Below are 14,602 nucleotides of genomic sequence, written 5' to 3'. Positions count from 1 at the left end.
AAATTAGCACAAAATCAAAAAGCCGTCCCAAAATTGGAACGGCTTTCCCCATTATTATTGCAGTCTTTTTTCTCTTATTGTTATTCTGCTGATGCAGCGGCTGCATTCGCAGCCCTTTCGGCGTTATAAGCCAGGAGTGCCCTTGGCGCCCTATAGCCATAACGTACCGGATCCTGTACGATCGCCTTCATGGAAATCAGTTTATAGACGTAACCGGCAGTTTCACTGTTCAGTTTCATCTTAAAATAATTGTCCTGATTTTGTCGGTTGATCTGCCTTTTCATGTGAGTGTCCCCAACATTGTAGGCAGCGGCAACCAGCGTCCAGCTGTCGAAGATCCCATAAAGTTCTTTGATGTATTTTGCGGCAGCGATCGTCGATTTTCGCAAATTTTTACGTTCGTCTACCCGCGAATTGACTTTCAAGCCATAATTGCGTGCGGTGCCCGGCATAAACTGCCAGAAACCTGATGCGCCTTTGGGCGAAGTTCCGCCTTGTAATCCCGATTCTACCAGAGGAACGTACTTAAAGTCTTCCGGTATACCATAAGCGGCCAGAATCGGCTCTATCACAGGAAACCACTCTGCAGCTTTTGCGTGCAGTTTATTGGTCTGTATTTTACTATGATTGAATGCAGCAAGGACCTTTTTCATCTTACGTTCTACCCGGGCATCCCCTAGTGGTAGTGATTCTTCTGCGAAGTTGAGCTTTGCCATAAGAGATGCTGGCTTAGCTACTGTTTGTGGTGGTGGTGTTTTTGTTGTATCTGTTGTTTTGGTTTTGTCCTTTTTTGAAAGACTTTCTGCTGCTTGGGGCATGTTGTAAGCAAACACTTTTGCCATAACCAGTAATGCAATGATTACCGTACATGTTATTATGTGTTTCTTTATCATTTTCCTCCTTTTTTTGGTTAACAATATAAAACGGCTGCAAACATACAACATATAAGCCTAATTATCAAGCTATTGCAAAATAACCTTCTAAAAACGCCCTTTAAGCATACCTCAGGCCAGATTTTAAAAGGGTGATTTTAGCTAAATTTTAGCAATTTAATAGCCCTCGTAAATGTAAAGGCTCCTGATCACTTTAGGGGCACAACGCCATCGGATCCATCTCCAGGCGAACCGTGCGACGCCTCGTTTGTTCCTAAATAAAGTTACAAATTGTAACCTTATTCCAACATAGGACAGCCCCACATGAGCCCCGCACTTGTAGGGCATTGGTAAAGCGTTGATAGGGCCTTGCTATACCCCCCGGCCTTAAGAAGGTTTAAGAAGGGCTTGTACGAAGCAGAGATAGAGCAAGACCCATACGGTAAATATTATAAGATCAGTTGCGAACATGCTGGTTAAAGCAGGGTTGGCTTTGTTCTGTTGATATACAATAAATATGTAAACCAATGAGTTAAAATTGTGATTGACCGCATTTTTAACTAAATTTGCTGCCCGCTTAATTTTGCGGTTAATAGCGTATCATGACAAAAGACAATAACAGGAACAGTCGGGATGACAAGTCCAAACCGGGAAACCGAAGCACAACAGGCAGAAGACCAAGTGGAACAGATAGTTCCTACAAAGGAAAAAGCAAGTTTGATGATAAAGAGGGAAAGGATAAAAAGTTTGGAGGCACGAAGGATTTTAAGCCAAGAACACCGAGAGACGGAGATAGCAGGGATTTCAAACCCAGAGAGGGCGACAGAAAAGACTTCAAGCCAAGAGAAGGAGACAGAAAAGATTTTAAACCCCGGGGTAGCAGAGATGGAGATTCCAAAAGCTTCAGACCACGGACTGAAGGCGACAGGGACTTCAAACCGAGAACTTCAAGAAACCCGGAAGGCGATTATAAACCAAGAGCAGCCAGATCTGCTGACAATAACGATTTCAAACCGAGACAATCCCGTGCATTTAAAGAAGGCAGTTCAAGGGATGTACCAGCTGGCGAAAAACGCAGCTATATCAAAAAAGACAATTTCGGTTCCAAAGGCGACCAGCCTTTTAGGAAATTCGACGATAAAAAAGGTGGTGTATCCAGAAGTACAGATAGCCGTCCATTTAGAAAAAGAGATGATTCTAAGCCTTCTTTCCAGGACAGAGGTGAGCGCATAGATAACGGCCCTACCATGCGTGGAAGGAAAAATCCAGTACAGAAAGACGACGGACTGATTCGTCTGAACCGCTACATTGCCAATTCGGGTATCTGTTCACGCCGTAAAGCTGATGAACTGATCGCTGCGGGTGTGGTATCTGTAAACGGTGAAGTGGTTTCTGAACTGGGACAAAAAGTAGATCCTTTTAAAGATGAAATCCGCTACAATGGCGAATTACTGAAACGCGAAAAAAGGATTTACGTATTACTGAACAAACCTAAAGATTACATCACAACTACAGACGATCCACAGGAACGAAAAACTGTCATGCAGCTGGTAGAAAAAGCAAGTCGGGAACGTATTTATCCGGTAGGGCGCCTTGATAGAAATACCACAGGTCTGTTATTGATGACCAATGACGGCGATCTGGCCGATAAACTTTCACATCCAAGAAACGGCATCACCAAAATCTATCATGTAGAATTAAACAGAAGTTTGAGCCAGGGAGACATGAACAAGATCCAGTTCGGACTGGAACTGGAAGATGGGATCATTAAACCAGATTCGGTCTCTTATGTTGCCGGCGCATCTAAACGTGAGATCGGCATCCAGATCCACAGTGGAAAAAACAGGATCGTACGCCGTATCTTCGAACACCTGGGCTATGACGTCGTGAAACTGGACCGCGTAGTTTATGGAAACCTTACCAAAAAAGATTTGCCACGCGGCAGATGGCGCTTCCTGGAGGAACATGAACTGATTCAGATCAAACACCTTATCCAATAAATACAGCATGAAAAAGACCTTCCTTTTACCCTTGATTCTGTTGACATTAAATAGCTGTGCTCAACAAAAAGAAATGAATCTCATCGTAGGTACCTATACGAAACCGGGTGGAAGTGAAGGGATTTATGTTTATCAGTTCAATATAGAAACTGCAGCCTTTAAACTAAAGCAGGTCAATAAAGGAATAGAAAACCCTAGTTACCTTGCTGTAAGTCCCGATCAAAAGTTCATCTATAGCGTGAATGAAAGCGGTAAGAACAGTACAGTAAGTGCTTTCAGTTATGACCCCTCTTTGGGCAGTCTAAAATTGTTGAACAAGCAAGCCACTGGCGCAGATCCCTGTTTCATCATCACAGATGGCAAACATGTGATCTCTGCCAACTACTCCGGAGGCAGTGCATCCGTATTTGGGCTGAAAGCAGATGGCTCAATCAGTCCGCTGAAGCAGACCTTACAACACACTGGAAGCAGCATAAACAAGGATCGTCAAAGTGCTCCGCATGTTCATATGGCACAGTTTACACCAGATGGCAAATATGTAGTGATTAACGATCTGGGTACAGACAAAGTGCATGTCTATGCCTATCAGAAGGGCTCAGCCAGCGATGTCCTGCTCCCGCATGACAGTGTTGCTGTGGAACCCGGTTCCGGACCACGGATCCTGACCTTCAGTAAGGATGGAAAGTATGCTTATCTGATAGATGAGCTATTTGCTGGCGTTACGGTATTCCGTTATCACGATGGCTCATTGGAAAAGATCCAAACCACTAAAATTACGGAAGAGGGATTCAGCGGTGAAAATGGAGCGGCACATATCCAACTCTCGCCAGATGGTAAGTTTCTCTATGCAAGCAACAGAGGCTCCGAAAACAAAATCACGATTTTCGCCGTTGAAAAGGGTGGTTTGCTCAGTAAAAGAGGGATCGTCAGTACAGGAGGAAAAGGCCCGAGGAATTTTGTAATCGACCCGAGCGGGAAATACCTGCTGGTCGGTCACCAATATACCAACAACATTGTCATTTTCGAGCGGGACATGAACAACGGAAGCCTGAAAGACACAGGCAAAAGAATTGAGGTAGGAGCACCGGTATGCCTGGTGTTCACGGCGACTAAGTAATCATTTACCTTTAAAAAATAAAGGCCTTTGGAAATACGTTTTCCAAAGGCCTTTATTTTTAAGCTCATTGCACACTAAACCTCCTTCAACTTCAGTTGCGAGGCAATGACCTGATTATAATAATTAACATATTCAGGAAGGATTTTCTTCAGGTCAAAATCCTTGGCCCTGGTCAGTGCATTCTCTTTGAACTGAGCAAGCACTGCATCGTCCTTCAAAATAGATATGGCTTTTTCCGCCATATCGTCTACATCCCCTACATTACTCATATAACCGCAGAAACCATCTATATTTAATTCCGGTAAGCCTCCCGCATTAGAAGTAATTGCAGGCACTTTGCAGGCCATTGCCTCCAGGGCCGCCAGTCCGAAACTTTCCGATTCCGAAGGCATCAGGAACAAATCAGACACAGAAAGAATCTCTTCTATTGCATCCTGTTTCCCCAGGAAGCGCACATGCTCACAGATATTCAGACTACGGCAAAGTTTTTCATCGGCAGAACGTTCAGGTCCATCTCCTACCATCAAGAGTTTAGAGGGGATTACCTGCTGTATTTTCTGGAACATCCTGATCACATCAGCAGTGTTTTTCACTTTGCGGAAATTGGAGGTGTGGATCAGGATCCGTTCATTGTTGGGTGCTATTGCTTTTTTAAAGTGATCCTTTGGCTTCAGACTGAAGCGATTGAAATCTATAAAATTGGGGATTACCTTAATTTCGTTGGTGATCCTGAAATGGTTTTCCGTATCGTCCTTTAAACTTTGGGAAACCGTAGTTACACCATCAGATTTATTAATAGAAAAAGTAACGACCGGCTTATAGGTCGGATCCTTACCTACCAGTGTAATATCGGTACCATGCAGCGTAGTGACAAAGGGAATGTTGATTCCATAAGTTTCCAGAATTTGCTTGGCCATAAAAGCAGCCGAAGCATGCGGAATGGCGTAATGCACATGCAGAATATCAAGCTGTTCAAAACGCACCACATCTACCAGTTTACTGGCCAAAGCAGATTCGTAAGGCGCATAGTCGAACAAAGGATAATCCCTTACAGATACTTCGTGATAGAATAAATTTTCGGAGAAAAAGTCGAGCCGGGCAGGCTGACTATATGTGATGAAATGCACTTGATGGCCCTCATCAGCCAGTGCTTTACCTAGTTCAGTAGCCACAACGCCACTACCGCCAAAGGTAGGGTAACAAACAATACCTATCTTCATTAATTTTGTTTTACGATGCAAATAACCGCACTTAAAACGAGCTTTGTGTTAAACCAATGCAATTATTTAGCTAAGCTTTCATTTCTGCCTGGATGACCAGGTACATCTCGTTCGGTCGCTGTGTGCCAATGTAATACTGAAAGCCATCATTATCGGTCAGTACGACAACATCTTTACCGGAAGAGTAAAACCGGATGCTGCCTTTTCGATGCAGATTATAGACAGGATTATTGAAGAAATAATTACTATAAGTATCCTTTCTTACAGTTTTAATTGTGTTTAGGTCGATCTCCACCCGCTTTGCTGACCAAAGTCCATCAATAATAATCCGCTTATTGTCGACGGTTGTCTTGTACTGGATCAGAAACAAAAGCGCAATGGAAACGCCGATGATACCAAAACCAACGACGAGGAATAAATCCTGTGTATTGTCACGGTCGCGCTCATATACATAAGCTGCAAAACAGAATGCGGCCATCACCAGCCGGATACAGATGCGGATGTAATCCCTGCCAATGTATTGTTTTTCAAAAAATGCGTAGCGGTTTCCCATTTGGTCTGATTTTGAAATAAAGTTACTCGTTTTTTAATTGCATTCAGGTCATGGCCGTGTTTTTAATTCAAAGATTGCAATTTTTTTAGTTCCCACTGTCACTTTATAACGGTTGTCCTGCCGCATGCCCGCAACCCAGATCAGCTCTCCATTTCCGTTGATCAGTAAGGGAATACGGTCTTTTTCACCCAATGGTACTTTTTCATCAATGAAAAAATCGCTAAGCTTTTTCTTTTGTTTCATGCCCAGCGGGATAAACTGGTCGCCAGACTGACGCGTACGCAGTATCAATGGATAAATCAGCAAACCTTCGTCTACAAAGGCCTTATTTGAATCTTTTTCGAAATAAGGAACTGCAGAATAACTTAGCCCAAGTTCCTGGTCGCCAAGTTTCAACACCTCCTCATGACCATGAATAAAAGTGTGCGCGGGCACCGTATCCCGCTGTCTTGAACTCAGAATAAGGTCTTCTCTATTGACGGTAATCCGGTGTGTAGTACTATAATAAGATGTACCACTTTGTTTGTGCAGTCCTTCCAGCAATTCTGTACAGACGTGCTCAGAGAATCCGTAGGGCCTTAATAGTTCGAAAAGCAGCAAATGTTGGGGCTGTAGCTTCTTGATTTCCCTGACGGAAATGTGGCTATCCTGTCCATGCGATCTGAACAAGTTATCCCGGAGCGAAGAGACCACATCCTGCAAAACTTGTTCTGTCTCAGCAAAACGTCTGATATTGTGTGTAAAAGTTTCTTCCAGATTGGGGTTTAGCTGCTTGAGCTCAGGAACGACCTTCAGCCTGATCCGGTTTCGGGCGTAAAAGCTGCTCAGGTTGCTGCTGTCCTCTACATAGTCGATGCGTTCCGATTCGATGAGTGTTTCAATCTCTCCCCGCGACAAAAACAACAAGGGACGGATCAGGTGTCCTCTTTTTGGCAAAATTCCGTGCAGACCGGCGATACCTGTCCCACGTGTAAGGTTCAGCAGCAGGGTTTCAATGGCGTCGTCCTGATGCTGCGCCAAGGCTATTGCTGCATAGCCATATGCTACCCTGGCTTCCTCAAACCAATCGTAGCGGAGGTTACGTGCAGCCATCTGTGTAGAAACCTTATGGACAGCGGCATAATCTTTGGTCTTAAAATGCGTTACATGAAAAGGGACATCCAGGGTAGCCGCCAGCATCCGTACAAAACTTTCATCCCTTTGGGACTCGTCGGCCCTCAGGTTGAAATTGCAATGTGCAATGCCAAAGCGATAACCTGCAGCTTTGAAAAAATGCGCCATCAGCACAGAATCCTTACCTCCGCTTACCGCAAGCAGAATGGTATCGCCAACTGCGAAGAGCATATTTTGGGCAATGAAGTCCTTAAAACTTTGAAGAGGTAACATCTTTCAAAAATAACAACTAACTTTGTAAAGTGCAGAAAATACGCTTTTTGTTTATATTAATGGCATTGCCATTTAGCCTTATTGCGCAGCAGAAGGTAAAGATTGTTTTAAAGGACAATGAAAGTGGCAGTATGGTAAAGAGTTCCAATGCTACACACCTTAAAAAACCAATATTTGAACACCAGGGAGCGACCCTCTCCTGCGATAGTGCATTGTTTTATACCGAACGAAACATATTTGAAGCTTTCAGCAATGTACACATCAACCAGGGAGATACGATCAACATCTATTCAGATCACCTCACCTATGATGGAAATACGAAGATTGCCCACCTGACCAGTAATGTGAGGATGATCGACCGCAGCTCGATACTAACAACAAATATCCTTGACTACAACACGGGAACAAAAATCGGCACCTATGTAGATGGCGGAAAAATTGTGAATAAGGATGTAACCATCACCAGTAAAAGAGGTTTTTATTTATCCTCCAGTGATGATGCCTATTTTAGGTTCGACGTGGTGGCAGTTACTCCGCAGGTCAGGATCACTTCAGATACGCTTCGTTACAATACCAAAAGTAATCTCGTTTACTTCTACGGCCCTACAGATATTAAAGGCAAGGAAGATAACCTCTATACTGAAAATGGGGCCTACAATACCAAAACAGAATATGCATTTTTTGGCAAAAAAAACCTCTACACTAACGGCGCACGTTCACTAAAAGGCGACAGTCTTTATTATGATGGCATCAAGGGGATAGGAAAAGCAGTAAGAAACATCGTCTTCCGTGATACTTCAGACAAAACGGTCATGTACGGACAGCTCGGATTTTACTACCGGGCCGATGAGCGTGCGCTGGTCACTAAAAATCCTTATGTAGGACTCGGAACCGCAGATTCCGTTAAAATAAATGGGAAAATGCGCCTGGATACACTATGGTTGGGAGCAGACACCCTCGAAACGCAAAAAGTACTACAGAAAAAACTGGTTCTGATTGCTTCCCCGGTCTTAAGCAAAGACAATGAGCTTGCGGATGAAGAACCCAAGGAACCTGCTGTCCCAAAACCGACAGTACCAGTTACCCCCCTTACTGATTCCTTATCGCTAAAACCAAAAACAAAGGAACCTGAAAAAAATCCGTCGAAGCCGGACAAAGCAGAACGAAAGCGAAAAAGAGACAAGGATAAAACAGTACTTGCTCCCGACAGCCTGAGCAAAACCACAACAGCTCTTGACAGCATTCCGCTGAAGGTACCGGACAGCCTCACTCAAAAAGCTAACCTGCTGAAAACAGATTCGTTAGTCAGGAAAACAGACAGCCTGCAAAAGAAAACAGATACGTTGGCACGTAAAGCTTTAAGCCAGGCGAAGGGGGCATCAAATGCATTAAAACCAGCCGTTAAAGCAGCCTTGAAAAAGCCCGGACTCAAAGATAGTATCCTGAAGGATACGACCATCACCAGCCCCGCAGACACCATTAGAACCCGAATCATCAAGGCATACCACAACGTCCGTGTATTCAAGTCAAACATGCAGGCTGTAGCCGATTCCTTGTTTTACACGAGTGCCGACTCCACATTGAGGTGGTATGGGAAACCCATTCTCTGGTCGCAGAATTCCCAGCAAACCGGTGATACGATTTACCTCAGACTCCGGAACAAAAAACTGCATACGATGCAGACCCTACGCAACAGTTTCCTGGTGAATGTAAATTCAGATTCCGCCAAGTTTAACCAGGTCAAGGGAAAACTGATCACTGCATTCTTCACCAACGGTGAAATCAGTAATGTATTTGTCGATGGCAATGCTGAGAGTGTGTACTACAATATGAATAAGGATAGCGCTTATACCGACATGAACCAGACGGTGAGCAGCAGGATCAAAATACTCTTCAAGAACAAGAAGATTACTAAGCTTTCTGCCATCAAAAATCCTGAGGGGGCGAGAACCCCGATGGGTGAACTGAAGGAAGACATCATACTCACGGGCTTCATCTGGAAACCCGAACTGAGGCCTTTATCCAAGAAAGAAGTGATCAATGGGAAGCCAAAACCCAAACCGACTGCAAAAACACCTGCAGCAAAGAAACCAGTTGCTCAAAAAATCCCAAAGACAGTTTCCGAAGCTAAACTTCCCCTTAGTCCGGGCGCTCTGAAGAAACAAGCAACCGATGCGCTCAAAAAAGTTGTGCCTGCGGCCACAACCACCGTAAAAAAAGCAGATTCTCTAATTAGCAAGGAAGCTCCGGCAGTGCAGCAAATACTCAAGAAATCTTTAGATACCGCAAAGGCTGATAGCCTGATTGAGAAGCTGCAGCCTGCACCTTCAAAAAAGCAATAAGTTTTTGCATGGCCAATGCCCGGTGACTGATCGCGTTTTTTTCAGCCATGCTCATTTCGGCAAAAGTGAGATCGTAGCCTAAAGGCTCGAATATCGGATCATAACCAAAGCCCTGCTCACCACTGGGTGTCCGCCTGATCGTACCATAAATGAGTCCCTCAAATAGATAGACCTGTCCATCTTTTATCAGGGAAACTACCGTTCTGAAATTGGCTTTCCGGTTGCTGAGGCCTTTCATTTTTTCCAGTACCAGCTCCAGATTTTCCTGGTCATTTTTATTACCGGAATAACGTGCGGAATAGATTCCCGGCTCATTGTTAAGCGCTTCGATCTCCAGGCCACTGTCGTCAGCAAAACAGTCGATTCCGTAATTTTCTACCACATAGCGACTTTTTAGTGTGGCATTTTCTGCAAAGGTACTTCCTGTTTCAGGTATATCAACTGTACAGCCGATATCACTCAGGTTGAGCACCTTGTACTGACCTTCCAGCAAAGCACTGATTTCTTTGGTTTTATAATTGTTGTTCGTTGCGAATACAAGTTCTGGTATCATAATCCGAGTTTCTTTAGACTTCCCCACAAAGCTTTCTTTCCTTCCATATCAGCCTCCAGGCGTTTCAGTTCAGCAGAGAAAATCAGCATCACCTCCCCTTCTCTCACCACTACATTCTCAGGGTGTACAGGCAGGCCCAACTGTTGTGATGACACACCAAAAGCAAACACGATGGTACTGGTAAAATGAGCCATCAGCTGTGTATAACTGCTGTCAGGGTATTGATGGTAGTTGAGCAAGGCAAAATCATTGGCACTCAGGTTTACAGATTTAACAATCTTTCTCAAGAGCTCCCTCCCCTTTTCGTCACTCACTTCATGCAATGGATCATTGACCAGGATGAGGATATTACGTTTGTTGTTGCCAAGGAATTTGTACTCCGGCGGAGCTGCTGCAACGGTTGCTGCGACCTTCGCCTGAACTGGTTCTATCGGCAAACTATCCGGAATCTGCTGAGATTCAGCTTCCTTTACCAGATACACATCGTCTGTAAAAAATAAACGCAGTCCATCTCCGCTAGTTGTCAGTTCGTTCGCCATCAATGCTTGTTTTGTAGGAAATCTTTTTTCTGTTAAAATTAGTTAAATATCTCATTATAGTGCCTTTATTTATTACTTTTATGCCTTAAAAATTAATACCAAAGATCTTTTGTGAGAAAAGTTTGCTGTGTCGTGATGCTTTCCCTTTTTGTTAACGCTGCCTATGCACAGCATGTGGCTGTAGTGAATGGAAAGGCCATAAGCAATAAGGAATTCATGTGGTTTTTTAAACGGAACCATGCTGGTAATGCCAATGCAACCTACAGCGAACTGGAAACTTGTCTTAACCTTTATATTGATTTTAAGCTGAAGGTATTGGATGCGCGGGAGGCAGGAATGGATAGAGACACGAGTTACCTGCGTGAAATTGAGAACTATGAAGCTGCGCTTCGTGCACAAAAAAGGATTTCAAAAACCAGCGCAGAATATAGTTTCATCATGAATGAATACAAGGAGGCAGTTCTGATGTTCAACATCTCGGAGAAAAAAATCTGGGAGCGGGCTCAAAACGATGAACATCAACTGAGGAACTTTTATGATCAACATAGAAGTGCTTATGGAACAATGTCTTTTGAGGAAGCAAGGGGACAGGTGATCGCAGATTATCAACGGAAAATGGAAGAAGACTGGGTAACGGCATTAAGGAAACGTTTCCCTATAAAGCGCTACCAGGATGAATTGAAGAAACTGGCTAAATTATAAATACAGCCATTCGTACAGATAATGTTAAATTTGCAAATAAAGAATACAATTGAACAACCATAGAATGAGGAAATTTTATTTGATCGCAAGCGGACTGATCTGCTTGTTTTTCAACACACAAGCTCAAGGTCCTAAAAAGAACATAGACAAAGTAGTAGCTGTTTTAGGTAACAACATCATTTTATTGTCGGAGCTCAACCAGCAATATGCACAGTTCCTGAACCAGGGAAATCCTGATGACCCTAAATTTAAGTGTTACATCCTTCAGCAAATGCTGACCCAGAAACTCCTGAAACAACAGGCGGAGATCGACTCCATTATGGTAGAAGAGCCACAGATTGATGAAGAGGTAGATAAGCGTATGCGCAACATGATCCAAAGAGCTGGTGGACAGGAGCGATTGGAAGGTTTCCTGAACAGATCCGTATTGCAATACAAGGATGAGATCAGACCTGACATTAAGGAGCAACTGATCTCCAACAAAATGCAGCAAAAGATCACAGAAAACGTAAATGTCACCCCACTGGAAGTGAAACGCTATTTTGAATCCTATGCGAAAGACAGTCTGCCGGATATCCCTACTGAATTTGAAGTGGGTGAAATTGTGCTGTATCCTAAACTGACTGCCGCAGAGAAACAAAAATTCAAAGATAAAATTGAAGCACTCAGACTGAGGGTTAAAAGCGGTGAAGATTTCGCATTTCTTGCCAAGTCTTACTCCGAAGATCCGGGTTCGGCCCCCGACGGTGGTGACCTTGGCTTCTTTGACCGTCAGCAAATGGTGAAAGAATTTACTGCACAGGCATTTAAACTGAAAGCCGGTGAACTTTCCCCGGTATTTGAATCAGAACATGGCTTTCATTTTCTCCAGGTGATCGAACGCCGTGGTGAGCAGGTTCAGGCCCGTCATATCCTGATCAAACCACAGACGACACCTGCGAGTATGGAGCGCATCAAGCTTGAAGCTGACACGATCTACAGAAATTTGCTGGCCAAAAAATTGCCTTTCTCTACTGCTGCATCTTTGTATTCCGGAAATAAAGAATCTCAATACAATGGTGGTATGATCATGTTTTATGATGGAAGATCTACCAGGACTACTTTCATTCCTGCCGATAAACTGGACCCGAAGGTATTTCTTGTGGTTGACACCATGAAGACAGGCGCAATTTCCCAACCGGTTGCTTTCTCAGATCCTGATGGCAAAGAGGGTTACAAAATCCTGTTACTGAAATCTAAGATTGCACCTCATAAAGCAAATCTGGAACAGGACTATGCTAAATTTAAGGAATTTGCACAGCAGGATAAAATTTCCCGTGTACTCAGCGAATGGTTTGAGAAAAGAAGGGAAAATACCTATATTAAGATCGACGAAGATTATGGTAGCTGTGATGAATTGAAATTATGGACTAGCCCTGTAGCCAAAAAATAACCTTATGCAGTTTGAGAATGACATCAAAGCCGTAGACGCTTTACACCAGGCCTACAAAAACATCACAGCCGAAATCGGCAAAGTAGTGATCGGACAGGAAGCCATTGTAAAATCTGTCCTCATCTCCATCTTTAGCAACGGGCATTGCCTGTTGGTGGGGGTACCCGGTCTAGCGAAGACATTGCTCGTACAAACTGTCTCAGGTGTAATGGACCTGAATTTCAATAGAATTCAATTTACGCCCGACCTGATGCCAAGTGACATCATCGGCGCAGAGATATTGGGCGAGGACAGGAACTTTAAGTTCATCCCTGGCCCAATATTCTCCAATATTGTTCTCGCTGATGAAATCAACAGGACCCCACCTAAAACTCAGGCGGCACTGTTGGAAGCGATGCAGGAGAAAGCAGTAACCGCCGCCGGACAAAGACATGTGTTACCCAACCCATTCTTTGTACTGGCCACACAAAACCCGATTGAACAGGAAGGTACTTATCCCCTCCCGGAAGCCCAGCTAGACCGGTTCATGTTCAACGTGCATTTGGGCTACCCGACTTTTGAAGAGGAGCTCACCATCGTAAAAAATACCACCAGTAACACCCAAACAGAATTAAGAAAGATCATCGATGCCAAACAGATCCAATTCTTTCAGAAGCTGGTCAGAAATATTCCGATTGCCGACAACGTTGTAGAATATGCGGTTAGACTGGCGAGTAAAACGCGGCCTCATACGCCATTGGCAACGGAGGAAGTAAACAAATACATCAGTTGGGGCGCAGGCCCTAGAGCTTCACAATTCCTGGTCGTAGGTGCCAAATGCCATGCTGCCATATCCGGGAAGTATTCTCCCGACATCGAAGATGTGCAAGCTGTAGCTGAAGCCATTTTAAGGCACCGCATTGTGCGGAATTACCGTGCAGAAGCAGAAGGTCTTTCCATCGAAAAAATCATCCAAAACCTATTTTAATTGTCCTCCTTTACATTCTTGTAGATGTTCGGATAATCTGTAACCACGCCATCAACCCCAAGTTCGATCAGGTATTTCATATCCTTTACGGTATTCACTGTCCAGGGAATGATTTTCACTCCGGCTTCATGACAGCGCTCTACCAGGCCTTTTCCTACGAGAACGGAATAAGGACTATACACGGTCGGTTTAAAGCCTAATTCAGCTACATTTACTTCAAAGTCAATCTTTTCATCGATCAGCAAAGCTGTTTTCACCTTAGGGTAGTGTTCGTGCAGGTACTGTAGTGTACGCACATCAAAAGACTGAATGGTCACCCTCTTTGCTAATTTCCTGGCATTCACAATCTCCATGATCAGCGCTACAAATTCCGCCGGCTCCGGCTGGAACTCGTTGTCTCCTTTCGGAATCGTCTTGGTCTCTATGCTATATTCCGGTTTTGGCAATTTACGTTCTTTCACATAAGCCTCGACAGCATCCAGGGTTTCCTCCAGCAATGGCTTGCTGACTGGCATTTTCTCCTGGTAAGGAAATCGGCTATGCACTTTAGTTCCTACGTCGAACTTCGCTACATCGGCATAATCCATCTTATAAATGTTGTAGCTCTTCTGATCCTTCAGGGTAATGGCCTTCCCATCAGGGCGGGTACTAAATTCATGGTTGAAATAAGGCTCCTGGGAGAGCACCACTTTCTTATCCTTCGAGATCACTGCATTCATGGTCAGGGTATTCACACCTAAATCTATAGCCCTGAGCATACCGGGAATGGTATTCTCAGGCATTATACCCCGGGCACCCCTGTTGCCCTGAAGGTCAAATTTCTGTGCCGATGCCTGTATGGTCATAAAGAGCAGCATCACTATAAAAACTAAAGGTCCTTTCATAAGCTTCAAATAAAAAGGGTTCCTTAAATACTCCT

Annotated in this window: 13 protein-coding genes; 6 read left to right on the top strand and 7 right to left on the bottom strand. The window is 44.0% G+C overall.

Going from position 1 to position 14,602, the window contains the following annotated elements; all coding sequences use genetic code 11:
* Positions 1–80: 80 nt before the first annotated feature.
* Positions 81–716 (bottom strand): lytic transglycosylase domain-containing protein, encoded by a 636-nt coding sequence (locus WAE59_RS15825; protein ID WP_337856954.1) that lies wholly within the window; start codon positions 714–716, stop codon positions 81–83.
* Between the two features lie 758 nt (positions 717–1,474).
* On the opposite strand from WAE59_RS15825, the gene WAE59_RS15820 reads away from it, so the two are divergent.
* Both WAE59_RS15820 and WAE59_RS15815 read left to right on the top strand, forming a co-directional pair.
* The gene (locus WAE59_RS15820) at positions 1,475–2,872 is read left to right on the top strand and encodes a pseudouridine synthase (RefSeq protein ID WP_337856953.1); all 1,398 of its coding nucleotides are present in this window, start codon (positions 1,475–1,477) and stop codon (positions 2,870–2,872) included.
* Positions 2,873–2,945: 73 nt separating this feature from the next.
* The gene (locus WAE59_RS15815; protein WP_337856952.1) at positions 2,946–3,989 is read left to right on the top strand and encodes a lactonase family protein; all 1,044 of its coding nucleotides are present in this window, start codon (positions 2,946–2,948) and stop codon (positions 3,987–3,989) included.
* A 74-nt stretch (positions 3,990–4,063) separates the two neighbouring features.
* On the opposite strand, the gene bshA is transcribed toward WAE59_RS15815, so the two are convergent.
* The 3 genes from bshA to tilS all read right to left on the bottom strand — a co-directional run bounded on the left by bshA (position 4,064) and on the right by tilS (position 7,148).
* Positions 4,064–5,209, bottom strand: coding sequence for an N-acetyl-alpha-D-glucosaminyl L-malate synthase BshA (gene bshA / locus WAE59_RS15810; RefSeq protein ID WP_337856951.1), 1,146 nt, complete (start codon positions 5,207–5,209; stop codon positions 4,064–4,066).
* A 70-nt stretch (positions 5,210–5,279) separates the two neighbouring features.
* Positions 5,280–5,762: a hypothetical protein gene (locus WAE59_RS15805; protein WP_337856950.1), complete on the bottom strand. Its 483-nt coding sequence runs from the start codon at positions 5,760–5,762 to the stop codon at positions 5,280–5,282.
* 48 nt (positions 5,763–5,810) lie between these two features.
* Positions 5,811–7,148, bottom strand: coding sequence for a tRNA lysidine(34) synthetase TilS (gene tilS / locus WAE59_RS15800; protein ID WP_337856949.1), 1,338 nt, complete (start codon positions 7,146–7,148; stop codon positions 5,811–5,813).
* A 59-nt stretch (positions 7,149–7,207) separates the two neighbouring features.
* Here tilS and WAE59_RS15795 point away from each other — a divergent pair, with 59 nt between their 5' ends.
* The gene (locus WAE59_RS15795) at positions 7,208–9,490 is read left to right on the top strand and encodes an OstA-like protein (protein ID WP_337856948.1); all 2,283 of its coding nucleotides are present in this window, start codon (positions 7,208–7,210) and stop codon (positions 9,488–9,490) included.
* Here the strand turns inward: WAE59_RS15795 and rdgB are convergent.
* Positions 9,414–10,043: an RdgB/HAM1 family non-canonical purine NTP pyrophosphatase gene (gene rdgB / locus WAE59_RS15790; protein ID WP_443147263.1), complete on the bottom strand. Its 630-nt coding sequence runs from the start codon at positions 10,041–10,043 to the stop codon at positions 9,414–9,416. The genes WAE59_RS15795 and rdgB overlap by 77 nt on opposite strands.
* Positions 10,040–10,582, bottom strand: a complete 543-nt coding sequence (locus WAE59_RS15785; protein WP_337856947.1) for a hypothetical protein — start codon at positions 10,580–10,582, stop codon at positions 10,040–10,042. The genes rdgB and WAE59_RS15785 overlap by 4 nt, the downstream gene beginning before the upstream one ends.
* A 111-nt stretch (positions 10,583–10,693) precedes the next feature.
* Here WAE59_RS15785 and WAE59_RS15780 point away from each other — a divergent pair, with 111 nt between their 5' ends.
* The 3 genes from WAE59_RS15780 (at position 10,694) to WAE59_RS15770 (ending at position 13,683) form a co-directional block, all read left to right on the top strand.
* The gene (locus WAE59_RS15780; RefSeq protein ID WP_337856946.1) at positions 10,694–11,284 is read left to right on the top strand and encodes a hypothetical protein; all 591 of its coding nucleotides are present in this window, start codon (positions 10,694–10,696) and stop codon (positions 11,282–11,284) included.
* 64 nt (positions 11,285–11,348) lie between these two features.
* Positions 11,349–12,716 carry a peptidylprolyl isomerase gene (locus WAE59_RS15775; protein WP_337856945.1) on the top strand — a complete coding sequence of 456 codons (1,368 nt, stop codon included), beginning with the start codon at positions 11,349–11,351 and terminating at the stop codon, positions 12,714–12,716.
* A gap of 4 nt (positions 12,717–12,720) precedes the next feature.
* Positions 12,721–13,683 carry an AAA family ATPase gene (locus WAE59_RS15770; protein ID WP_337856944.1) on the top strand — a complete coding sequence of 321 codons (963 nt, stop codon included), beginning with the start codon at positions 12,721–12,723 and terminating at the stop codon, positions 13,681–13,683.
* On the opposite strand, the gene WAE59_RS15765 is transcribed toward WAE59_RS15770, so the two are convergent.
* Positions 13,680–14,567, bottom strand: a complete 888-nt coding sequence (locus WAE59_RS15765) for a glycerophosphodiester phosphodiesterase family protein (RefSeq protein ID WP_337856943.1) — start codon at positions 14,565–14,567, stop codon at positions 13,680–13,682. The two genes, WAE59_RS15770 and WAE59_RS15765, sit on opposite strands and share 4 nt — an antisense overlap.
* Positions 14,568–14,602 lie beyond the last annotated feature (35 nt).

Origin of the sequence: Pedobacter sp. GR22-6, from assembly GCF_037402555.1 — a bacterium.
GTDB lineage: Bacteria > Bacteroidota > Bacteroidia > Sphingobacteriales > Sphingobacteriaceae > Pedobacter.
This window is presented reverse-complemented; position numbering and strand designations above follow the sequence as displayed.

Excerpts from the sequence above, each read along its gene's own strand:
- WAE59_RS15825 (WP_337856954.1), bottom strand. The coding sequence starts at position 716 with ATGGCAAAGCTCAACTTCGCAGAAGAATCACTACCACTAGGGGATGCC.
- WAE59_RS15820 (WP_337856953.1), top strand. The coding sequence starts at position 1,475 with ATGACAAAAGACAATAACAGGAACAGTCGGGATGACAAGTCCAAACCG.
- WAE59_RS15815 (WP_337856952.1), top strand. The coding sequence starts at position 2,946 with ATGAATCTCATCGTAGGTACCTATACGAAACCGGGTGGAAGTGAAGGG.
- bshA (WP_337856951.1), bottom strand. The coding sequence starts at position 5,209 with ATGAAGATAGGTATTGTTTGTTACCCTACCTTTGGCGGTAGTGGCGTT.
- WAE59_RS15805 (WP_337856950.1), bottom strand. The coding sequence starts at position 5,762 with ATGGGAAACCGCTACGCATTTTTTGAAAAACAATACATTGGCAGGGAT.
- tilS (WP_337856949.1), bottom strand. The coding sequence starts at position 7,148 with ATGTTACCTCTTCAAAGTTTTAAGGACTTCATTGCCCAAAATATGCTC.
- WAE59_RS15795 (WP_337856948.1), top strand. The coding sequence starts at position 7,208 with ATGGCATTGCCATTTAGCCTTATTGCGCAGCAGAAGGTAAAGATTGTT.
- rdgB (WP_443147263.1), bottom strand. The coding sequence starts at position 10,043 with ATGATACCAGAACTTGTATTCGCAACGAACAACAATTATAAAACCAAA.
- WAE59_RS15785 (WP_337856947.1), bottom strand. The coding sequence starts at position 10,582 with ATGGCGAACGAACTGACAACTAGCGGAGATGGACTGCGTTTATTTTTT.
- WAE59_RS15775 (WP_337856945.1), top strand. The coding sequence starts at position 11,349 with ATGAGGAAATTTTATTTGATCGCAAGCGGACTGATCTGCTTGTTTTTC.
- WAE59_RS15770 (WP_337856944.1), top strand. The coding sequence starts at position 12,721 with ATGCAGTTTGAGAATGACATCAAAGCCGTAGACGCTTTACACCAGGCC.
- WAE59_RS15765 (WP_337856943.1), bottom strand. The coding sequence starts at position 14,567 with ATGAAAGGACCTTTAGTTTTTATAGTGATGCTGCTCTTTATGACCATA.